We start from the raw sequence: 19,239 nt of genomic DNA on the forward strand, positions 1-19,239 counted from the left end.
TCAAAGCACTTGAGCCACAACACCCGTCACCAAGTCGTCGGGAGCCTGGTCGATGCCGACGGCCTGCAGGTGGCCACCGATGGCCAGCGAGGCGACGCCGTGCACCAGCGACCACAGCGGGCCGGCGATCTCGCGAGGATCCTGACCCCCGGCGATGCCCGCCTCCTGGCATCGGGTGATCGCGTCGAGTAAGTCGCCGAACGCCTCCAAGCCGGCCACCGCCACGCCCGGCTGCTCCGCCTTCAGCGACTCCGCCCCGAACATCACCTGATAGTGATCGGGATGGGCAACCGCCCACCGCACATAGACACGGCCGAGCTCCATCACCCGCTCCCGGGGATCCGATACGCGATCGGCCGCCGCGGCGAGGTCGGTGTGCAATTCGTGGAATCCCTGTTCGGCGACGGCGGCCAGCAGCTCGGCCTTGTCGGCGAAATGCCGGTACGGCGCCGCGGCGCTGACCCCGGCGCGCCGGGCCGCCTCGGTGAGGGTGAACCCCTTCGGCCCCTGCTCGGCCACCAACGAGAGCGCGGCGCTGGTCAGCGCGCGCTTGAGATCGCCATGGTGATAGCTCTCCCGCCGCCTGACGGTCGACCGCTGCACTGACATGTTGACGACATTAACATTGGGGTCTATGTTAACGCTATTCACATCGGCGACCAAGGAGACGACATGACGAATCTGCTTGAAACCACATCCACACTCGCCGGCACCCGCGACCGGGAGACGACGGCCGACCTACTCGGCCAGGCGCTCGCCCAGGGCTACCTGCAGATCGACGAGTACGACCGACGGCTGCAAAGCGTCTTCCAGACGCACACCGCCCAGGAACTGCGCGAACTGCTCGCCGGCCTGCCGCTCGACCGCATCCGGCGTCACGACCCCCGCCGGCGCGCCGCTCGCGTGGCCGCGGCCCGACGGGGCGTGCGCGCGCACCTCGCCGCGTACCTCGCCATGGTCGTCATCGTGCTCACCGTCTGGGCAGCCGTCGCCCTGACGACCGACGCCACCTACTTCTGGCCGATCTGGCCCATCCTGGGCGCGGGAACCGGGCTCGTCAGCCACGCGATGTCGATATCGCAACTCAAGCAAAGCCGTTAGCAATCAACACTTTTCGTCAGGAGCAGCCATGAACACGGCAGTAGTCACCGGCGCCAGCTCTGGGCTGGGCGCAATCTTCGCCGAGCAACTGGCGCAGCGCGGCCACCCGTTGGTGCTGGCCGGGCGTGATCAGGCCCGGCTCGAGCAGGTCAAGCGGCGGATCGGAAGCAGCACTCAGGTCGAACTGGTCGTCAGCGACCTCGGCGCCGACGGCGGCGTCGAGGAGCTGATCGCTCGTCTGAACGGCCGGACGATCGACGTGCTGGTCAACAACGCCGGATTCGGCACCTACGGCCCCTTCGCCGACATCGACGGCCGCCGGGCTGCGCGGCCTGGACCGGGGCCGCGCGGTGGTCGTCCCCGGATGGCGCAACAAGGTGATGACAACGGGCGGACGGCTCGGACCCGGTTGGCTCTCGGCCCTCATGAGCGGGCGGATGCTGCGGCCCGGTGATGCATTAGCGAACTGCAGCGCCGCGTTACGAGCGCGACGTGCCGGTGCCGGACCGATAAGCGACTTTCGAAGGCGCTATCACATCCGCTAGCAGGTTCGTGAGTCGTCTAATGGTCGGCACACCGTTACGCATGTGACACATGGGTCCGATGTGAACTGAAAGATATTGGGCCCGTTGCGCTTACGACGCAGTGGCGAACTGCAGCACGGGTTCCGACGAATCGACGTGCCCGAAGCTGATGATCCGCAGCCGGTACGGACGTACCTCGTAGACCACGCCGTCGACCGGATTGGTGACGTCGAATCCGTCCTCGGCCCGCTCAGCGTTGGAGAGCTCGATGTGGGCGCCGTCGCGGATCCGCTCGCCGCGGTAGTAGTAACTCCCGCTGAGGTTTTGGCACACCACCGCCAGCGACTTCGCGGTGCGCACCACCGCGGCCGGCGGATTGCCCGGATCGCAGCGGGCCGTCTCGCCGACGAACCCCAACCCGTCGGCGCCCTTCACCGGCCGTGACAGCGTCGGCGTCAGCGGTGGCGGCGGGGTGGTCGGGGCCGGGGGTGCCGCCGCCTTCACCGTCTGGGACGGCCGTGACGCGTTGTGATGAGTGCCGCCAACCAGATTCACCGACAGCACCAACCCGGCGATCAGCATCACCACCGCGACGGCGGTCACCACGAGCGGTGTGGTGCCGATCGCCGGCCAGCGCCGCGGGCCCCCGGAGACGGGGGGCGGCTCGGGGGCGTCACGGGGCTCGTCGGGTTCGACGGGAGCGAGCACCGGCAGCGGGCGCGTCTTCGGCGGTCCGCTGCGGCCGGCCGCGACGCCCACCGGCTCGTATGCGGCGAACACCGCCTCGCTGGCGGCCCGGGCGAGTTCGCCCGCGGAACCGAATCGCGCGGCGCGCTGCTTGGCCATGCCCTGGGTGATGATGTCGTCGTACTCCCGGCCGACGCCGCGGCGCATGATGCTGGGCCGGGGCGCCGGAGCCAACATGTGCGCGCGCTTCAGCTCCCCCGCGTCCTCGCTGTCGAACGGCGGCTGGCCGGTGAGGCACTCATACAGCACGCACGTCAGCGAGTAGATGTCGGTCTGCGGCCCGACGCGTCCGGTGGTGAATCGCTCGGGCGCCATATAGGTGCGCGACAGATTGTCGTCGCCGGCGGCCTGGGCGATCCCGAAGTCGGCCAGATAGGTGAAGTGGTCGTGGGTGAGCAGGATGTTCTCGGGCTTGACGTCGAGGTGCACCAGCCCGGCGGCGTGCGCGGCGTCCAGGGCACGCGCCACCTGCGCGGTGATCGATGCCGCACGCGATGGCTCCAGTGCGCCCTGCTCGCGCAGCAGGTCCTTGAGGCTGCCCCCGTCGTCGACCAGGTGCATGTCGATGAAGGGCACCCCGTCGATCTCGCCGAAGTCATGCAGCGGGATGACATGCGGGTCCCGTAGCCCCGTCACCTTGCGGCACTCACGCCAAAGACGTTGCTGGAAGCCAGGGTCCGCGGCCGTCTCGCCACGTAATAGCTTGAGCGCGACCATCCGGTCCTTAACCGTGTCGTACGCGCGGTAGACCTCGCCCATCCCCCCGGTGCCGATCAGTGATCGCAGCTCGTACGGCCCGAACCGGGTACCGAGCCGCGAACTGCGGGACGAGGAGGTCAATGGGCAATCCTTCCTTGCGTAAGACAGTCCAGCCCGCGGGTTCCCGAATCGGGCGACGACATAACGTGCGGAGCCTCACGCGTGTCGCTACTCCGGGACGCCGCTGATGGCCGCTATTGTTCGCCGACCGGCTACCACTCGCATGACGAACAGCACCGGCCTGCGCGAAACCGCGCCGCCCCTACCCTAGCGGCAACGCGCCATCCCAGTCCCGACGGTATGACGGCGCGCGGTTTGCGGGTGGCACCGGTATTATTGACGCAGTAGTCGATTCCGTTGGGCGACGCAGCCCCACCAAGTGCCGGTCATGGATCGTCTCTGCTCTCAGCCGGCGAATTATCCACTCTTACTCCATCTTTCAAGAGGCTTAGTTATGCGTGACGAACTATTTTCCGGCTTCAGTGACGCCGGGTGGGATGAAGCGCCCTGGGACGTCGAACCAACATTCACTGCGGAAGAGATGCAGATCCTGCTCAACCCGGCGTTGTCGGCCATTGAGGCCGCCGATCAAGTGGGTTGCGTCGTACACGACGTTCTACGGTTGCGCCGAACGGGCTGAACACTCGCGCTGGACACCCCGGCCGCCCAGCGGCTAGACCGGCGGTTCAGTTGTCGTCTGACTCTTCAACGACTCGGCTAGGCGTTCACCCTCAGGTGTCAGTTGAAGCCAGATCGTCAAATCCCACAGCGTGGGTTCGTCGTAGTGGCCGACAAAAAGGTCGTGGACGCGATCCATCGCGTCGTCGATCGAAAGATCCCAAGGCACCACTCGTTCGTCGGAAGCGCCGAGTATGTCTCCGATCTTCATCAGCCCATCCTCAAGCAACGACCGGATTGTGCGCAGCACCAGATTTTGTTCAGCCACAACGGTATCAGCGAGGTGGTTGCGTTTGGTGACGGACGTGACCTGCGCCATCGGGACACACATTGCCAGCCCATCGAGCAGCAATTCGTTGCGCAGGAACTCTTTGGCGTCAGTCCCCGGCTTGTCGTTTTCTAGATGCTGCTCATCGGGTTGAGTCATCGTTTTCTCCGGTGTCGCATTTGGTAGCTTGATCAGCTTCGGTCTTCATTCTTGTGGACCTTCGAATTCTTCGGGGATCTCACCTAGTAGCGGCCATTTGTGGTCCAAGGTGTGCGGAATGTGGATGGGATGAGGGCCTGTAGCAGGTGAATTGGGAGGCAGCCCTCCGAAACCTGGCAACGCGCCACCACCTTCTACCGCGCCGGGGGCGGGTTTAACCGGCGGCGGCGCTTCGACTGGCGCACGCACCGGCGCTTGGGGAGCGACAGCAGGTTGCCCGGACGCTGGCGGGCCTACGGCCCGCGGTGCGGCGGGCGCCGGTATTTCCGGTACGCCACCTCGCGGGTTGATGTGAACTTTGGTATAGCCGCCTTGGTCGGGGCTATTGATGTCAAGGACCGGCTTTCCGTCGGACTCGGCGGTCCAGCGCTGCCCGATCGTCGTGCCGTCGGGTAGCCGGTTCGAGTCCCTTTGCTGGGGTCGCCGTACCCATTCGGCATTTCGACACCGTGTTGTTTGGCCCACTTCCACAGATTCTCCAGGTCTTGTGCAGAACGCACTTCCTTGACGTCTAGTCGATCGCCGACAGGCAGTTTCCCAAGTCCCCCGCGGATATCGTCCCCGGTGGGCCCGGGATTAGCTTCGCCGTTCCCACCATCTTGTTTCCAGGTGCGGTCCACAGCTTGGATACGGCCGTTACGCGCCGGCAGAGGCGCGGCAGGGGCGGGGTTTGGCGGGAATGTATCGCGGATTCCAGCTACGGCGGCGGTGATCTTGCCGGCCACTTGTTGATCCAGGCCGACCAGCTGCGCTGCACGTTGACGAAGGTCACCGGCGAAGGCCTGTCTACAGCTTGCCGCGCGGCCCGCTGCGCGCCTGATTTGCCCGCCCGTCCGGTCGGTGACCGAAAGATCTTCACCCACTGCGAATCCCGCATTGCGCGCATCCTCTACGGTGTAGCGGACTCGGGAGCGGGCCGCATACAGATCCGAGGCGCCGCTGCGCGCGACGCGGGCTGCCGCCCGTAATTGGTCGACTGCTGCGCTCGCTGTTTGCAGGTCGGCATGGGTCGCGCTACGCAACGCGTCGGAGGCTTCGCCGTGCCAATCGACCGACGCAGCGTCTCGCCAAACCTGGTGGGCCACCCCATAACTACGCTCGCCCACGATCTCCCAGTGAGCGGCCGCCTCCGTGAGATGGTCTGTGGGCCAGGCCAACAGCGCCGACAGGCCAGGAAGTTCTGCAACCGCGGCCATGGCTACACGCTGGTCACCGACTGAGTCATCGTAGCCAGGTCGGTGGTCGATTCAACTTCGTTGGCGGTATAACGCGTATCGGCTTGGCCGACACTGGTGGCGCGTGCACCCACCTGTGCGGCCATCCCCGCGGTGAATGCCGTGACGTCAATGTGGGCGCCGTTGACGGCGGCCGCGCTCAGCTGACACGCCAACCCCAGCCCCGTCGGCACGGCCGTGTGGTTTAGACCGTCCACCAAGGCACCCCAGCGGGCCGCCATGGCTTGGATGCCCGCGCCATCCACACGCATCGTTTGCCGCACAAGCGGAAGCGTAGGCTGCACGTCACGCGCTTGCCACTCACTGAGACGCCCCAGATACCCCGCCACGTCGATCCACCGAATGTGGCGATTACCCGCCATTGGATGAAGAGTAAAAATGGTTCACAGCTCTTGTCTCGCACCGTGGATAAGAAGGTGAGGCCTTCGATGACCGACATGACGGCGCGGTTCGCGCAGATCGTCGGCGAGCACAACTTGCTCACGGGCGACGCCATTTCCGAGGACTATTCGCACGACGAGGTGCTGACCAAGCCGCCGCAGAAACCGGCGTACCTGGCCAAGCCCGCGACCGCCGAAGAGGTCGCGCAACTGCTCGAGGCCGCCACGGAAAACCAGGTGCCGGTGACGGCCCGCGGCTCGGGAACCGGCTTGTCGGGCGCGGCCATTCCGCGAGCGGACGGGCTGCTGATCTCCTTCGAACGCATGAACGCCGTGCTGGAGGTCGACGTCACCAACCAGGTCGCCGTCGTCCAACCCGGGGTGACGCTCACCGCGCTGGACGACGCGACCGCCGGCACCGGGCTGCGGTACATGGTGCACCCCGGCGAGCTGTCCTCCAGCGTCGGCGGCAACGTCGGCACCAACGCCGGCGGCATGCGCGCGGTCAAGTACGGCATCGCCCGCAACAACGTGCTCGGTCTGCAGGCGGCGCTGCCCACCGGCGAGCTCATCCGCACCGGCGGCAAGATCGCCAAGGTCTCCACCGGCTACGACCTGACCCAGCTCATCGTCGGCTCCGAAGGCACCCTGGCCCTGGCCACCGAGGTGATCGTCAAGCTGCATCCGCGCCTCGACCACAGCGCCACCGTGCTCGCCCCGTTCACCGACTTCGACCAGGTGATGGAGGCGGTGCCCAAGATCCTCGCCAGCGGCCTGGCGCCCTACATCCTGGAGTACATCGACAACGTGACGATGGCCGCGCTCGTCCACACCCAGAACCTCGAGCTCGGCGTGCCGGACGCCGTCCGCGACAGCTGTCAGGCGTATCTGGTTGTGGCCCTTGAGAATCGGACCGCGGACCGGCTGGACGAGGACGTCGAGAAGACTGGAGAACTGCTCGCCGAGCTGGGTGCGGTGGACGCCTACGTGCTCGAGGGCGGCTCGGCGCGCAAGCTGATCGAGGCGCGCGAGAAGGCGTTTTGGACGCTCAAGGCGCTCAACGCCGACGACCTCATCGACACCGTCGTGCCGCGCGGCGCGATGCCGAAGTTCCTTTCCGGCGCAAGGGGTCTGGCCGCGGCGGCCGGCGCTGCCGCGGCGGGCTGCGGTCACGCCGGTGACGGCAATGTGCACCTGGCCATCTTCTGCCCCGACCCCGGGATACGAAAGAAGTTGTTGACCGACATCTTCGCGCTGGCAATGGAATTGGGTGGTGCGATCTCCGGCGAACACGGCCTCGGTCGCGCTAAGGCCCCGTATTTCATCGAGCTCGAGGACCCGGTCAAGGTTGACCTGATGCGCCGCATCAAGGCGGGCTTCGACCCGGTCGGCATCCTCAACCCGGACGTCGCCTTAGCGGCACCAGACTCCTAGCCGATGATAGGGAAGCGGCGCTGAGCGGCCAGGGCCTTGAGCCCCTTTTGCATGACCCCGCGCACGTGGGCATCGAGTTTCTTGATGTCGGCAGCCTCACCGATCTTGGCGGCCAGGTTGATCGGCGGCAGCACCTCGGTGACGATCTTGGTGGGCAGCGGCAGGTTGACCGGCGCGAGGACGCTCAGCCCGAACGGGAATCCGATCGTTATCGGCAAGATGTTGGTGCGGAGGAACTTTCGCTCGAATTTGGTGAGCCCGAGGGCCCGCGACAGCCATTTGCCCCGGGTCAGAAACAGTTGTTCTTCCTGCCCGCCGATGGAGACGGCAGGAACGATCGGAACGCCGGCCTCCATGGCCGTGGTGATGTAGCCGGTTCGGCCTTCGAAGTCGATGACGTTCTCCCGCAGGGTCGGTCGGTAGACGTCGTAGTCACCGCCCGGGAAATCCAACACGACGGCACCGGCGGCCAGCGCCTTGGCGGCGTTCTCGCGCGTCGCCCGGATCACCCCGGTCCGCCGGAAAAACTCGGCCGCCGGTCCGAAAAAAAGTGTGTCGAAGCCAAGCGCATACAGCGGGCGGTCGTACCCGAAGGTGTCGTAATAGGCGACGGCGAACACCGACAGGTCGAACGTGAGTATGCCGCCAGAATGATTGCCCACCACCAGGGATGCGCCCTCCGGAAGGTTGTCCAGGCCGCGAACCTCGGAACGGAAATATTGCTTCACGATCGGCCGGGTGAGACCGACGACATGCTCAGTCAGACCGCGGTCCCACTTGTCGACGTCGGTCAGGTCTTTGCGTGTGTCGCTCATGCGCCTTTGCCAGCTCACCGATCCCTGAGGAAGCTGATGCTACGCCGCGGTGCCGTCGATGACGGACGCTTTTGCCCGCCTCCCGGCGACACATTTGGCGCGACCGCGCTGCGGGCACTCTTCGAAAGCTTCCCCGATCTGCGCCTCACCGCTCCCCCGCAGCGGCGCGGTCTGATCAACTTGCACGGATACACTTGGCTGCCGGCCCAACTCGGCCACCGCAGAACGACTTGCGCCACACTGCCCGTCTAAAGCTCAGGAGTCGTCATGTCCCCCAAGGATCATCCCAACAGCGCCCCGGGCCTGCCAATGCTGTTTCCCGCCTGGATCGACCGGCTGCAGATGAAATACATGAACCCGGTTATGCGCCGGGTGGCCCGCTTTCTGCCGACGTTCGTGGTGGTCAACCATCGCGGCCGCAAATTGGGCAAGCCCTATCGCACCGTAGTGAACGCCTACCGTAAAGGCGACGTCGTCGCAATCCTGTTGGGCCACGGCAAGACCGACTGGGTCAAGAACCTGCTGGCCGCCGGCGAGGCGGATCTAGAGATGCGCAACCGCGACGTGCACATCAGCAACCTGCGGGTGCTGCCCACCGGCGCCGAGGGCGACGGGCTGCCGTTCGTCGCGCGTCTGGGTCTACGCCGGATGGGCGTCCTGGTCGCCGACGTGGCCTGAGAACCTCAGCTAGGCAACGACTCTCGGCCGATCGCCGGTGTGAGGGAGGCATCGACCTCGGTTTCTTCGTGGTCGGCGAGCCAGCGTTCGGCGTCGATGGCGGCCGAGCAGCCGCTGCCGGCGGCGGTGACGGCCTGCCGGTAAGTGCGATCCACCAGGTCCCCGGCGGCGAACACCCCATCGATCGAGGTGGCCGTGGTGTGCCCGCGCACCAGCACATAGCCCTCAGGGTCGGTCTCGAGCACCTCGCGCACCAACTCCGAACGCGGGTCATGCCCGATCGCCACGAACACCCCGGTGACCGCCAACGTGGACACCTCACCGCTGACGGTGTCGCGCAGCCGCAACCCCGTCACCGTCTGCTCACCCTCAACGGCCTCCACGGCCTTGTTCGTCACGATGGTGATCTTGTCACTGGCCTTCGCGCGTTCCAGCATGATCCGGCTGGCGCGAAACTCCTCCCGCCGATGCACCAGCGTCACGCTGCGGGCAAAGCGGGTCAAAAAGGTGGCCTCCTCCATCGCCGAGTCCCCACCACCGATCACCGCGATGTCTTGATCCCTAAAAAAGAACCCATCACAGGTCGCACACGAGCTCACCCGCGGCCCAGCAACTCCTGCTCCCCGGGCACCCCAAATAGCGCGCCGCCGCCCCATCGCCAAGATCACCGACCGCGCCCGATGCGTCTGGCCCTCAGACGTGGTCACCGTCTTGACCCGACCCTGCAGCGACACCGACTCGACGTCTTCCATCCGCAGATCCGCACCAAAACGCAACGCCTGCTCACGCATCTGATCCATCAACTCCGGACCCGTGATCCCATCACGAAAACCCGGGAAATTCTCCACCTCGGTGGTCGTCATCAACGCCCCACCAAACGACGTCCCCTCAAACACCACCGGCGCCAACTGCGCCCGCGCCGTATACAACGCCGCGGTATACCCAGCAGGACCCGAACCAATAACGATCACGTCGTGGATGTCGGTGGAACTCATAACCGGCCACACTACTGCGAATCCCAAAAGTGCCGCGTCCAATCCTTCTGGCCGGCAAGGCGGAAACGTGAACCCGCGCACACAACGGCCGGTTGTGCCCTCACAACATCCCGACCTCTACTGACGCCCCCGTCAGGGGGGCACTATGGAAATCGCGACCCGTGGGTCCAACGACGAACTTACGGGTGCCTACAGACCCAACATCATCGCGATGCCGCGGCCCGCCAGCCCGCCCTGAGGCCGCATGACGGTCCGCTCTAAGCCCGCTCTGCGCCGCCGCGAGGAATGAGAAGCCACATGACCACCGCACGTCCCGCCAAGACCCGCAACGACGGTCAGTGGGCACTGGGCGATCGCGAACCGCTCAACCACGCCGAGCAGTTCAAGACCGACGACGCGCCGCTGAACGTGCGCGACCGCATCATCAACGTCTACGCCAAAGAGGGCTTCGACAGCATCGCCAAGGACGATCTGCGCGGGCGGTTCCGCTGGATGGGCCTCTACACGCAGCGCGAGCAGGGCTACGACGGCAGCTGGACCGGCGACGAGAACACCGACAAGATCGAAGCCAAGTACTTCATGATGCGGGTCCGTTCGGACGGCAAGGCCATGACCGCGCACACGATGCGCACCCTGGGCCAGATTTCCACCGAATTCGCCCGCGACACCGCCGACATCAGCGACCGGGAAAACCTGCAGCTGCACTGGATTCGCATCGAGGACGTCCCCGAGATCTGGCGGCGGCTCGATTCGGTGGGACTGCAGACCACCGAGGCCTGCGGTGACTGCCCGCGCGGCATCCACGGTTCGCCGCTGGCCGGCGATTCGCTCGACGAGGTGCTCGACCCGTCGCCCGCGATCGACGAGATCGTCCGGCGCTCGCTGAACAATCCCGAGTACGCCAACCTGCCGCGCAAGTACAAGACCGCGGTCTCCGGTTTGCAAGACGTCTCGCACGAGACGCATGACGTCGCGTTCGTCGGCGTCATCCACCCCGAACACGGGCCCGGCCTGGACCTGTGGGTGGGTGGCGGCCTGTCGACCAACCCGATGCTGGCCCAGCGGCTCGGCGTGTGGGTTCCGCTGGACGAGGTCGCCGACGTCTGGGAGGGCGTCACCCAGCTCTTCCGCGACTACGGCTACCGCCGGCTGCGCGCCAAGGCCCGGCTGAAGTTCCTGGTCAAGGACTGGGGCGTGGAGAAATTCCGCGAGGTTCTCGAGAACGAATACCTCAACCGCCGGTTGATCGATGGACCGGCGCCCGCGCCGGTCAAGCACACCATCGACCACGTCGGGGTGCAGAGGATCAAGAACGGCCTCAACGCCGTCGGCGTCGCCCCGATCGTCGGGCGCGTGTCGGGCAGCACCCTGTCGGCGGTGGCCGACCTGATGGAGAAGGCCGGCTCCGACCGAGCGCGGTGGACCCCGTTCCAGAAGCTGGTCATTCTCGACGTTCCCGACGACAAGGTCGACGAACTGGTCGCGGGTCTGGAGGCGCTGGGCCTGCCGTCGCGGCCCTCGTCGTGGCGCAAGAACACCATGGCGTGCACCGGAATCGAGTACTGCAAGCTGTCGTTCGCCGAAACCCGGGTTCGCGCGCAGACGTTGGTGCCCGAGCTGGAACAGCGCCTGGCCGACGTCGATTCCAGGCTCAACCTGCCGATCAGCGTGCACCTCAACGGATGCCCGAACTCGTGCGCGCGAATTCAGGTGGCCGACATCGGTTTCAAGGGACAGTGGATCGACGACGGCGAGGGTAATTCGGTCGAGGGCTTCCAGGTTCACCTCGGCGGCGGCCTGGGCGAGCAGAGCGGCTTTGGCCGAAAGCTGCGCCAGCACAAGGTCACCAGCGCCGAACTGGGCGACTACATCGACCGGGTGACGCGCAAATACCTCGACGGCCGCCAGGACGGTGAGACTTTCGCTTCCTGGGCGCTGCGCGCCGACGAAGACGAATTGCGCTGAGGCCGACATGGTGGCGATGAATTTCACCGAAGAACAGCTGCGCGAGCTGGCCGCGCGCGGCGCGTCAGAGATGGAAGGCGCCAGCGCAGTCGACGTATTGCGTTGGACTGACGAACATTTCGGCGGCACCGACGGACCCCGCGACGGAGCCAACTGCAAGTTCGTGGTGGCCTGCAACATGCAGGACGCGGTGATGGTTTCGCTGGCGGCCGACGTGCACCCGGGAGTGCCCGTGCTATTCCTGGACACCGGCTATCACTTCGCCGAAACCATCGGCACCCGCGACGCGGTCGACTCCGTCTACGACATCCACCTGCTCAACGTCGAGCCCGAGCACACCGTGGCCGAGCAAGACGAGCAGCTGGGCAAGGACCTGTTCGCCCGCGACCCCAACGAATGCTGCCGGCTGCGCAAGGTCGTGCCCCTGCGCCGGGCGCTGCGCGGATACGCGGCCTGGGTCAGCGGGCTGCGCCGGGTCGAGGCGCCCACCCGCGCCAACGCCCCGCTGATCAGCTTCGACGACTCGTTCAAGGTGGTGAAGGTCAACCCGATCGCGGCCTGGACCGACGAAGACGTCGACGCCTACATCGAGCAGCACCACGTGCTGGTCAACCCGCTCGTCGACGAGGGCTACCCGTCGATCGGCTGCGCCCCGTGCACCGTCAAGCCGGCCGAGGGCGAAGACCCACGCAGCGGACGCTGGCGGGGACGAAACAAGGTCGAATGCGGGTTACACGCCTCATGAGCACCCTCGTCCTCACCGCGCACGGCAGCCGCGACCCCCGGTCGGGCGCCAACGCCCACGCCGTGGCCGAGCGGCTGGCGATGATGCGGCCCGGCCTCGACGTGCGGCTGGCGTTCCTCGAGCTCAACACCCCGAACTTCGGCGACGTGCTGGCCGGGTTGCCGGACAGCCGCCGCGCGGTGGTCGCCCCGCTACTGCTGGCCAGCGCCTACCACGCGCGCCTGGACATCCCCAAGCAGATCGCCGAGGCCCGCGCCCACGGCATCCGCCAAGCCGCCGTGCTCGGTGAAGACGAGCGGCTGGTGTCGGTGCTGCGCGAAGGCCTTGTCGAGGTAGGGGTTTCCCCGCTCGACGACGGTCTCGGGGTGATGGTGGTGGCGATCGGTTCGTCCAACCTCGCCGCCAATGCGCGCACCGCGAAGGTGGCGGCCCGGCTGGCCGCCGGCACCCAGTGGGCCGGTACCACAATGGCATTCGCCACCCGGCCCGAAGCCTCGGTGGCCCGCGGCGCCGAGCTGTTGCGCCGCCGCGGCGCGCGCCGGCTCGTGATCGCACCCTGGTTCTTGGCGCCGGGCCTGATCACCGACGGCGTGTCAAACTTCGCCCGCGACAACGACATTCCGATGGCGGCCCCGCTGGGCGCGCACCGGCTGGTGGCCGAGACCGTGCTCGATCGCTACGACGAGGCGATCGCCGACGACGCCGCGGCCTAGCTTTTCGATGCCGCGCTGCGGCTGATGATGTGGCTGAGCAAGTCGCGGATCGCTCCGGCCGGCGGGTGCGCCCGCCGATCCAGATGGCCCGAAACTTGCGGCGCAGGTCCAACTTCGGGATGTGCACCGCGTGCAGACGGCCGACCGCCAGGTCGTCGGCCACCGCGAGTCGGCTCATGGTCGCCGGGCCCGCGCCGGCGAGCACGGCGGCGCGCATCGCCGCCGCGGAGGTCAATTCCAGCACGGGCGCGGCCTGTTGCATCTCCTCGCCGAGCACCTTGCGCAACGCCACCGTCAGCGAATCGCGGATGCCCGAATGGGGTTCGCGGGCCACCAGCGGTGTCTGCGCGAGTTCGCGCGCGGTCACCACCCGCGACCGTCGCGCCCACTTGTGGTTGGGCGGGACCACGATCACCAGCTCGTCTCCCCCCACCACACAGCTACCCAAACCCTTTGGTGTACCCGGGTTTTCGACGAACCCAAGATCGGCGCTACCGTCACGGACCGAGGCGATGGCGTGTTCGCTGTTGGTGGCGGTCAGAATCACCTGAGGCGCGTTGTCGCCGCGCCGCGTCGCCTCGTTCTGCAGGGACAGCAGCCAGTGCGGCATGAGTTGTTCGGAGATCGTTTGGCTGGCCGCCACCCTGATGCGTTCGCGGCCTTCTTTGCGCAGCGAACCCAGGCCCGCATCGATTTCGCCCGCGACGTCGAGCAGCCGGGTCGCCCAATCCGCGACGATCAGGCCCGCGGGCGTCAGTTGGGAGCCGCGCGTCGTGCGGACGGCCAGGGTAACGCCGATCTGGGCCTCCATGGTGGCGAGCCGGCGGGATATCGCCTGCTGGGTCAGCCCGAGTTCGCGCGCGGCCCGGCCGAGGCTGCCGGTCTCGGCGATCGCCAAAAATGCCTCGAACGCGGCGAGTTCGGGCAGCCGAGGGCTAAGTGGCATGGGCGGCAGCTCACAATCAAATCGTGTGACACAACTATAGCTTGTGACACCACAACGCCAAACCTCTACTCACGCCGCGCCCCGGCCGGAACGATGGGACACATGGACCGCGCAGCCGACCAGGTTCAGACCAGGCAGCCTGGGCCTCGCGCTTTTGCGGGCCGCCCAACGCTTCAACCAAGAGGCCGGTAGCCCGCGCGTACGCCGTCGCGCTAAATTAGCCAGCCAGACCGTGAATTGACGGCTTGCACCCGGCTGACCCGCTCGCCAGAAGGAAGGACAACACCCGTGGCCTACGTGATCGCCGAGCCCTGTGTCGACATCAAAGACAAGGCGTGCATCGAGGAATGCCCTGTCGACTGCATCTACGAGGGCGCCCGGATGCTCTACATCCACCCCGACGAGTGCGTCGACTGCGGCGCCTGCGAGCCGGTATGCCCGGTCGAGTCCATCTACTACGAAGACGATCTGCCCGACGAGCACAGCCAATACTTGCAGATCAACGCCGATTTCTTCACCGAACTGGGGTCGCCCGGTGGCGCGTCGAAGGTCGGGCTGACCGAGAACGACCCCGCCCGGGTGAAAGAGCTGGAGAGCAGAGCAGAGGCGTCCTAGCCTCCCGGGTCGCTAGTCGAACCCGGAGAGCCCGAACGTATCGCTTGGCCGTCGTCCCGACAGCTTCTGCACCACCCACTGGTTCATCGAAACCCCTTGCTCGGCCGCCTCTATGGCGAGGCGGCTGTGCAGCTCCGGGGATGTCCTGACGACGAGCGTGCCGCTGTAGTTGCGGTCGGCCATTGGGGTCGGGGGTGTTTCGCCGGTGTTTAGCATGATTTCGACGTGCCGGTCGACGGCCGTCTCGATTGCCTCGACGGCCTCTTGTGCCGTCGGCGCTTCTCGCCGCATGAACGGCAATTCGAGGCAGGAGCCGACGTATTGGCCGTGGTACGGCGACCACGCGGCGCGGTACGTGTAGTGGTTCACGCCGGGTTGATAGCACGGGCGCTAGCGGTTTCGCGAGTCACTTATCCCCAGGGAGAGGCGCGCCGGGACTGACGACGGGGCGGCGGCCGGGTTCGGCGCTACCCCACCGCCGGGGCCGACGACGGTGCGGCGGCCGGGCCGGCGCGGCCCCACCGCGCCGCACCCCACACCTCTCCGGACCCATGTGGCCAATCCCAAATCACCTAGCGCATGCGCTATCGGATCTCAGAGTCATCTACCCGTTTCGTAAGGTGAGGCAATGCGGAGAGCTCGAATCAGCCACATCATCCGGCAAATAGGGTCATTGGTGGTCACCGCGGTGACCGCGGCGTCCACCCTCAACGGCTACCGGCCGCTGGCACGCCGCGGATTCCCGTCGCTGTACTCCTGGATGTTCGGGCTCGTCGTCACCGAATTGCCGTTGCAGACGCTGGTGACCCAGCTCGGCGGACTGGCGTTGACGGCCCGTCGCCTCAACCGGCCCGTGCGGATAGTCGCGTGGATTGTCGCGGGCATCTCGGCCGCGGGCCTGCTGAATTTCAGCCGCGCCGGACATCGGGCCACCGTGCCACTGAACGAGGCGTTGGACAGCGGATTGGGAGCCGACCGGCTCACCGACTCGGCGAGCCTGTGGCGCCGGCCGACCGGCAGCGGCACCGCCAAGACCCCTGGGCTGCTGCGGATGCTGCGCATCTACCGCGACTACGCCCACGACTCCAACATCAGCTACGGCGAATTCGGCAGCGCAAACCACCTGGACATCTGGCGACGCCCCGACCTCGACCCGAGCGGCAAGGCGCCGGTCCTCTTCCAGATCCCCGGTGGCGCCTGGACAACGGGAAACAAACGCGGACAGGCTCATCCGTTGATGAGCCACCTCGCCGAGCTGGGCTGGATCTGCGTGGCGGTCAACTACCGGCACAGCCCACGCAACACCTGGCCCGACCACATCGTCGACGTCAAGCGCGCCCTCGCCTGGGTCAAGGAACACATCGCCGAATACGGCGGCGACCCCGAGTTCATCGCCATCACTGGGGGTTCGGCCGGCGGCCACCTGTCGGCCCTGGCCGCGCTGACGCCCAATGACCCGCAGTTCCAGCCGGGGTTCGAGGACGTCGACACCCGGGTACAGGCGGCGGTGCCGTTCTACGGCATCTACGACTTCACCCAATTCGACGAGACGCTGCATCCGACGATGCCGGGGCTGCTGGTCAAGTCGATCATCAAGCAAAAGCCCTCGACACACCTGCAGATATTCGAGGCCGCGTCACCGGTCAACCATGTCCACTCCGACGCTCCCCCGTTCTTCGTCCTGCACGGCCGCAACGACTCGCTGGCCTACGTCGAGCAAGCGCGCGCGTTCGTCGAGCAACTCCGGCAGAAGAGCAACCAGCCGGTGTTGTATGCCGAATTACCGTTCACCCAACACGCTTTCGACATCTTCGGCTCCGCTCGAGCCGGGCATACCGCGGTGGCCGTCGCGCAATTCCTCGCCGAAATTTACGCGGCGCACCTGCGGGCCGACGTCGTCGCAACCCCCGAAGTCTCGTAGCAAGCTAGGACTTCGGACGCACGCCGGCGGCGCGGTAAACGAACATCGGGTCCACCGGAAAGCGCAGCGTCGTAGCGGGTAGGGCTTTCAGCACCTCGTCGGAATTGTCTTCTTGTAGTTGAGCCTCATCGAGCCGCTCAAGGCGGGGTCGACTCCATGAAGGTCGATGTCAATGCGGACGCCCTTGTTGGCGATGGTGTCCCGGCCCGGCCCGTCGTCGGTGTCCCAGCGGCAGTCGATGGACCGCAGGTTGGCGTCGCCGCGCGCGGGCAAGGTGGCGACGATCCGGGCGGCGCTGAATCCGAACACGCCCAGACCGTAGCCCGACGACTGACCGGCCCGCAGCCTTATCGCACCGTGACGGTCAGCGTGTAGGTGCAGGCCGGTTTGGCGTCCTTGGACACGAAGCTGGTGTACAGCGTGCTGATCGTCGTGGTCCCCGGCTTCAGGGCAGCGAACGTCCATTCCTCTTTGCCCGGCGCGCCCAACGCGTCGGACGTCGGCTGGACGAACTCGTGATTGAGCTGCTTGATGACCGAGGAATCGCCGATCTTGGTGTCGGGATTCCACCGGTAGGGAGTGGTGTAGTTCGACCCCAACTCCACGACCAGGGTGTTGCCGACGGCGAGGGTGATGTTCTGCGTGATCTCGCTCTGCGTCAGCACATCGGTCATGGGCACCTGGAGCGTTTTGGTCGACGGCGGGTTCCTGGACGCGAAGTGACAGCCCACCACTGTCGACAACAAGAGCACGGCGACTGTCACCAGCAGCCTGACCTTCACCACATCCCCCTTCGATTCCGCTCCGGAGCCTAATAGGTTCTCAACCCAGACCGAAGATAGGCGACGACGCCGACCGTCGCGTCCGGCAGGATGGGCTGGTGTTTGGCCTCGTACTGATCGTTGCCCTGGTGTCCACCGTCATCGTGGGGACGGTCATCGGGCGGCGCTATCGCGTGGGTCCCCCGGTGTTGCTCATCTTGCTGGGCGTCCTGCTGGGCCTGGTGCCCCACTTCGGTCAGATACACGTCAACGGCGAGGTCGTGTTGCTGCTGTTCCTCCCCGCGATCCTGTACTGGGAGGGACTGAATACCAGCTTCCGCGAGATCCGGGCCAACGCCCGCATCATCGTGTTCCTCAGCGTCGTCCTGGTGATCGCCACCGCGGTGGCGGTGTCGTGGACGGCGCGGGCGCTGGGCATGGATCCGCACGCGGCCGGCGTCCTGGGTGCGGTGCTGTCGCCCACTGACGCGGCCGCGGTGGCCGGTCTGGCGAAGAAGCTGCCGCGCCGATCGCTGACCGTGCTCAAGGCCGAGAGTCTGATCAACGACGGCACCGCCCTGGTCTTGTTCGCCGTCAGCGTCCACGTCGCGATCGGTGGGGCCGCGATCAGCCCGCCCGAGGTGACGGCCCGGTTCGTCGGCTCCTACCTCGGCGGTATCGCCGCCGGGCTGCTGGTCGGCGGGGCGGTGACGCTGCTGCGCAAGCGACTCGACGCGCCCCAAGAGGAGGGGGCCCTGAGCCTGGTGACGCCGTTCGCGGCGTTCCTGCTGGCTCAGTCGATGGAGTGCAGCGGAGTGGTCGCGGTGATGGTGTCGGCCCTGGTCCTCGCCTACGCCGGCCCCGTGGTGATTCGGGCCCGGTCCCGGCTGCAGTCCTCGGCCTTCTGGGATATCGCAACATTCCTGCTCAACGGCTCGCTGTGGGTGTTCGTCGGTGTGCAGATCCCGGCTGCGCTGCGCGGGATTGCGGGTGTCGACGGCGGCATTCGCCACGCCCTGTTCGTCGCGCTGGTGGTCACCGGCGTGGTGATCGTGTCGCGCATTTTCTGGGGCGAGATCACCACGCTGCTGATCCGGCTGATCGACCGCCGCCAAGTGCAACGCGAACGTCGGGTCAACTGGCGCCAGCGCTTCGTCACGGTGTGGGCCGGATTCCGTGGCGCGGTATCGCTTGCCGCGGCCGTCGCCGTGCCCGTGACGACGCTGAGCGGCGCGCCGTTTCCGGACCGCAGCCTGCTGATCTTCATCGTGGTTGTCGTCATCCTGGTGACCGTCTTGGTGCAGGGCAGCACGCTGCCCGCCGTGGTCCGGTGGGCGCAGATGCCCGAGGACGTCGCCCACGCCGAGGAACTGCAATTGGCTCGGTGCCGCGGAACGCAAGCCGCCCTCGCCGCGCTGCCGACAGTGGCCGACGAGGTCGGCATCAGCGACGAGCTGAGGCGCCGGCTGCAAAAGGAATACGAGGAGAAGGCCGCGCTGGTACTGGCCACCGAGGACGGTTCGCCCGACACCCGCATCCTCAAGGGCCGCGAGAAGGTCCGGCGGGTCCGCCTGGGCGTGCTCGAACACAAGCGCCGGGAAATCACCTCGCTGCGCAACCAGAACCTCATCGACGACATCGTGTTGCGCGAGTTGCAGAACGAGATGGACCTCGAGGAAGTGCAACTCCTGGCCGCCGCGGTCGACGACGGCGACGAGGACGAATAGGGCCCGTCGGTGG

21 protein-coding genes and 2 pseudogenes are annotated in these 19,239 nt (G+C 66.6%); 12 read left to right on the forward strand and 11 right to left on the reverse strand.

Translation table 11 applies throughout. The features are described 5' to 3' along the window. Complete coding sequence (locus tag G6N50_RS09075; RefSeq protein WP_083099300.1) at positions 1 to 603, reverse strand: TetR/AcrR family transcriptional regulator; 603 nt, start codon at positions 601 to 603, stop codon at positions 1 to 3. A gap of 69 nt (positions 604 to 672) precedes the next feature. Here G6N50_RS09075 and G6N50_RS09080 point away from each other — a divergent pair, with 69 nt between their 5' ends. Next, positions 673 to 1,101 carry a DUF1707 domain-containing protein gene (locus G6N50_RS09080; protein ID WP_083099271.1) on the forward strand — a complete coding sequence of 143 codons (429 nt, stop codon included), beginning with the start codon at positions 673 to 675 and terminating at the stop codon, positions 1,099 to 1,101. A gap of 28 nt (positions 1,102 to 1,129) precedes the next feature. Beyond that, positions 1,130 to 1,555, forward strand: coding sequence for an SDR family NAD(P)-dependent oxidoreductase (locus tag G6N50_RS09085; protein WP_083099273.1), 426 nt, complete (start codon positions 1,130 to 1,132; stop codon positions 1,553 to 1,555). A gap of 181 nt (positions 1,556 to 1,736) precedes the next feature. Here the strand turns inward: G6N50_RS09085 and G6N50_RS09090 are convergent, their stop codons facing one another. Then, positions 1,737 to 3,212: a serine/threonine-protein kinase gene (locus G6N50_RS09090; protein ID WP_083099275.1), complete on the reverse strand. Its 1,476-nt coding sequence runs from the start codon at positions 3,210 to 3,212 to the stop codon at positions 1,737 to 1,739. Positions 3,213 to 3,585: 373 nt separating this feature from the next. On the opposite strand from G6N50_RS09090, the gene G6N50_RS09095 reads away from it, so the two are divergent. Continuing rightward, positions 3,586 to 3,771, forward strand: coding sequence for a hypothetical protein (locus tag G6N50_RS09095; protein WP_067834622.1), 186 nt, complete (start codon positions 3,586 to 3,588; stop codon positions 3,769 to 3,771). Positions 3,772 to 3,804: 33 nt separating this feature from the next. Here the strand turns inward: G6N50_RS09095 and G6N50_RS09100 are convergent, their stop codons facing one another. From G6N50_RS09100 to G6N50_RS09110, 3 genes are all read right to left on the reverse strand, one after another. Continuing rightward, positions 3,805 to 4,236, reverse strand: coding sequence for a hypothetical protein (locus G6N50_RS09100; RefSeq protein ID WP_083099276.1), 432 nt, complete (start codon positions 4,234 to 4,236; stop codon positions 3,805 to 3,807). Between the two features lie 293 nt (positions 4,237 to 4,529). Further along, complete coding sequence (locus G6N50_RS29300; RefSeq protein WP_232068916.1) at positions 4,530 to 5,492, reverse strand: hypothetical protein; 963 nt, start codon at positions 5,490 to 5,492, stop codon at positions 4,530 to 4,532. A 2-nt stretch (positions 5,493 to 5,494) separates the two neighbouring features. Further along, positions 5,495 to 5,794: a hypothetical protein gene (locus G6N50_RS09110; protein WP_232068917.1), complete on the reverse strand. Its 300-nt coding sequence runs from the start codon at positions 5,792 to 5,794 to the stop codon at positions 5,495 to 5,497. Positions 5,795 to 5,959: 165 nt separating this feature from the next. On the opposite strand from G6N50_RS09110, the gene G6N50_RS09115 reads away from it, so the two are divergent. After that, complete coding sequence (locus G6N50_RS09115) at positions 5,960 to 7,345, forward strand: FAD-binding oxidoreductase (RefSeq protein ID WP_083099277.1); 1,386 nt, start codon at positions 5,960 to 5,962, stop codon at positions 7,343 to 7,345. Here G6N50_RS09115 and G6N50_RS09120 read toward each other — a convergent pair. Then, complete coding sequence (locus G6N50_RS09120; RefSeq protein ID WP_083099278.1) at positions 7,342 to 8,160, reverse strand: 1-acyl-sn-glycerol-3-phosphate acyltransferase; 819 nt, start codon at positions 8,158 to 8,160, stop codon at positions 7,342 to 7,344. The genes G6N50_RS09115 and G6N50_RS09120 overlap by 4 nt on opposite strands. 96 nt (positions 8,161 to 8,256) lie before the next feature. On the opposite strand from G6N50_RS09120, the pseudogene G6N50_RS29305 reads away from it, so the two are divergent. Next, a pseudogene (locus G6N50_RS29305) lies at positions 8,257 to 8,412 on the forward strand (cytochrome P450); the annotation flags it as partial. Positions 8,413 to 8,427: 15 nt separating this feature from the next. Then, positions 8,428 to 8,838: a nitroreductase family deazaflavin-dependent oxidoreductase gene (locus tag G6N50_RS09130; protein ID WP_083099280.1), complete on the forward strand. Its 411-nt coding sequence runs from the start codon at positions 8,428 to 8,430 to the stop codon at positions 8,836 to 8,838. A 5-nt stretch (positions 8,839 to 8,843) separates the two neighbouring features. Here G6N50_RS09130 and trxB read toward each other — a convergent pair whose 3' ends face one another. Continuing rightward, positions 8,844 to 9,833 carry a thioredoxin-disulfide reductase gene (gene trxB / locus G6N50_RS09135; RefSeq protein WP_232068918.1) on the reverse strand — a complete coding sequence of 330 codons (990 nt, stop codon included), beginning with the start codon at positions 9,831 to 9,833 and terminating at the stop codon, positions 8,844 to 8,846. A gap of 297 nt (positions 9,834 to 10,130) precedes the next feature. Between trxB and G6N50_RS09140 the strand changes: the two genes are divergently transcribed. The 3 genes from G6N50_RS09140 to G6N50_RS09150 are packed head-to-tail and all read left to right on the forward strand — an operon-like array spanning position 10,131 to position 13,256. Further along, positions 10,131 to 11,798, forward strand: coding sequence for a nitrite/sulfite reductase (locus G6N50_RS09140; protein ID WP_083098605.1), 1,668 nt, complete (start codon positions 10,131 to 10,133; stop codon positions 11,796 to 11,798). Between the two features lie 7 nt (positions 11,799 to 11,805). Then, entirely contained in the window at positions 11,806 to 12,543 is a 738-nt protein-coding gene (locus tag G6N50_RS09145) for a phosphoadenylyl-sulfate reductase (RefSeq protein ID WP_083098608.1), read from the forward strand. Next, a complete protein-coding gene (locus G6N50_RS09150; RefSeq protein ID WP_083098609.1) occupies positions 12,540 to 13,256 on the forward strand; it encodes a sirohydrochlorin chelatase in 717 nt (238 codons plus the stop codon). The genes G6N50_RS09145 and G6N50_RS09150 overlap by 4 nt, the downstream gene beginning before the upstream one ends. On the opposite strand, the pseudogene G6N50_RS09155 reads toward G6N50_RS09150, so the two are convergent. Beyond that, positions 13,253 to 14,202: pseudogene (locus G6N50_RS09155) on the reverse strand (LysR family transcriptional regulator). The gene G6N50_RS09150 and the pseudogene G6N50_RS09155 overlap by 4 nt on opposite strands. A 288-nt stretch (positions 14,203 to 14,490) precedes the next feature. Between G6N50_RS09155 and fdxA the strand changes: the two are divergent. Next, positions 14,491 to 14,817, forward strand: coding sequence for a ferredoxin (gene fdxA / locus G6N50_RS09160; protein WP_083098612.1), 327 nt, complete (start codon positions 14,491 to 14,493; stop codon positions 14,815 to 14,817). 12 nt (positions 14,818 to 14,829) lie between these two features. Here the strand turns inward: fdxA and G6N50_RS09165 are convergent, their stop codons facing one another. Next, complete coding sequence (locus G6N50_RS09165; protein ID WP_083098614.1) at positions 14,830 to 15,186, reverse strand: type II toxin-antitoxin system HicB family antitoxin; 357 nt, start codon at positions 15,184 to 15,186, stop codon at positions 14,830 to 14,832. 259 nt (positions 15,187 to 15,445) lie between these two features. On the opposite strand from G6N50_RS09165, the gene G6N50_RS09170 reads away from it, so the two are divergent. Continuing rightward, a complete protein-coding gene (locus G6N50_RS09170; RefSeq protein ID WP_083098616.1) occupies positions 15,446 to 16,738 on the forward strand; it encodes an alpha/beta hydrolase in 1,293 nt (430 codons plus the stop codon). Positions 16,739 to 16,825: 87 nt separating this feature from the next. On the opposite strand, the gene G6N50_RS09175 is transcribed toward G6N50_RS09170, so the two are convergent. Both G6N50_RS09175 and G6N50_RS09180 read right to left on the reverse strand, forming a co-directional pair. Beyond that, entirely contained in the window at positions 16,826 to 17,047 is a 222-nt protein-coding gene (locus G6N50_RS09175) for a hypothetical protein (RefSeq protein WP_083098618.1), read from the reverse strand. A 38-nt stretch (positions 17,048 to 17,085) separates the two neighbouring features. Next, complete coding sequence (locus G6N50_RS09180) at positions 17,086 to 17,520, reverse strand: protease inhibitor I42 family protein (protein WP_083098705.1); 435 nt, start codon at positions 17,518 to 17,520, stop codon at positions 17,086 to 17,088. Between the two features lie 98 nt (positions 17,521 to 17,618). Between G6N50_RS09180 and G6N50_RS09185 the strand changes: the two genes are divergently transcribed. Further along, positions 17,619 to 19,226, forward strand: a complete 1,608-nt coding sequence (locus G6N50_RS09185) for a Na+/H+ antiporter (RefSeq protein WP_083098620.1) — start codon at positions 17,619 to 17,621, stop codon at positions 19,224 to 19,226. Positions 19,227 to 19,239 lie beyond the last annotated feature (13 nt).

The sequence above is a fragment of the Mycobacterium mantenii genome (genome assembly GCF_010731775.1).
GTDB classification, from domain to species: domain Bacteria; phylum Actinomycetota; class Actinomycetes; order Mycobacteriales; family Mycobacteriaceae; genus Mycobacterium; species Mycobacterium mantenii.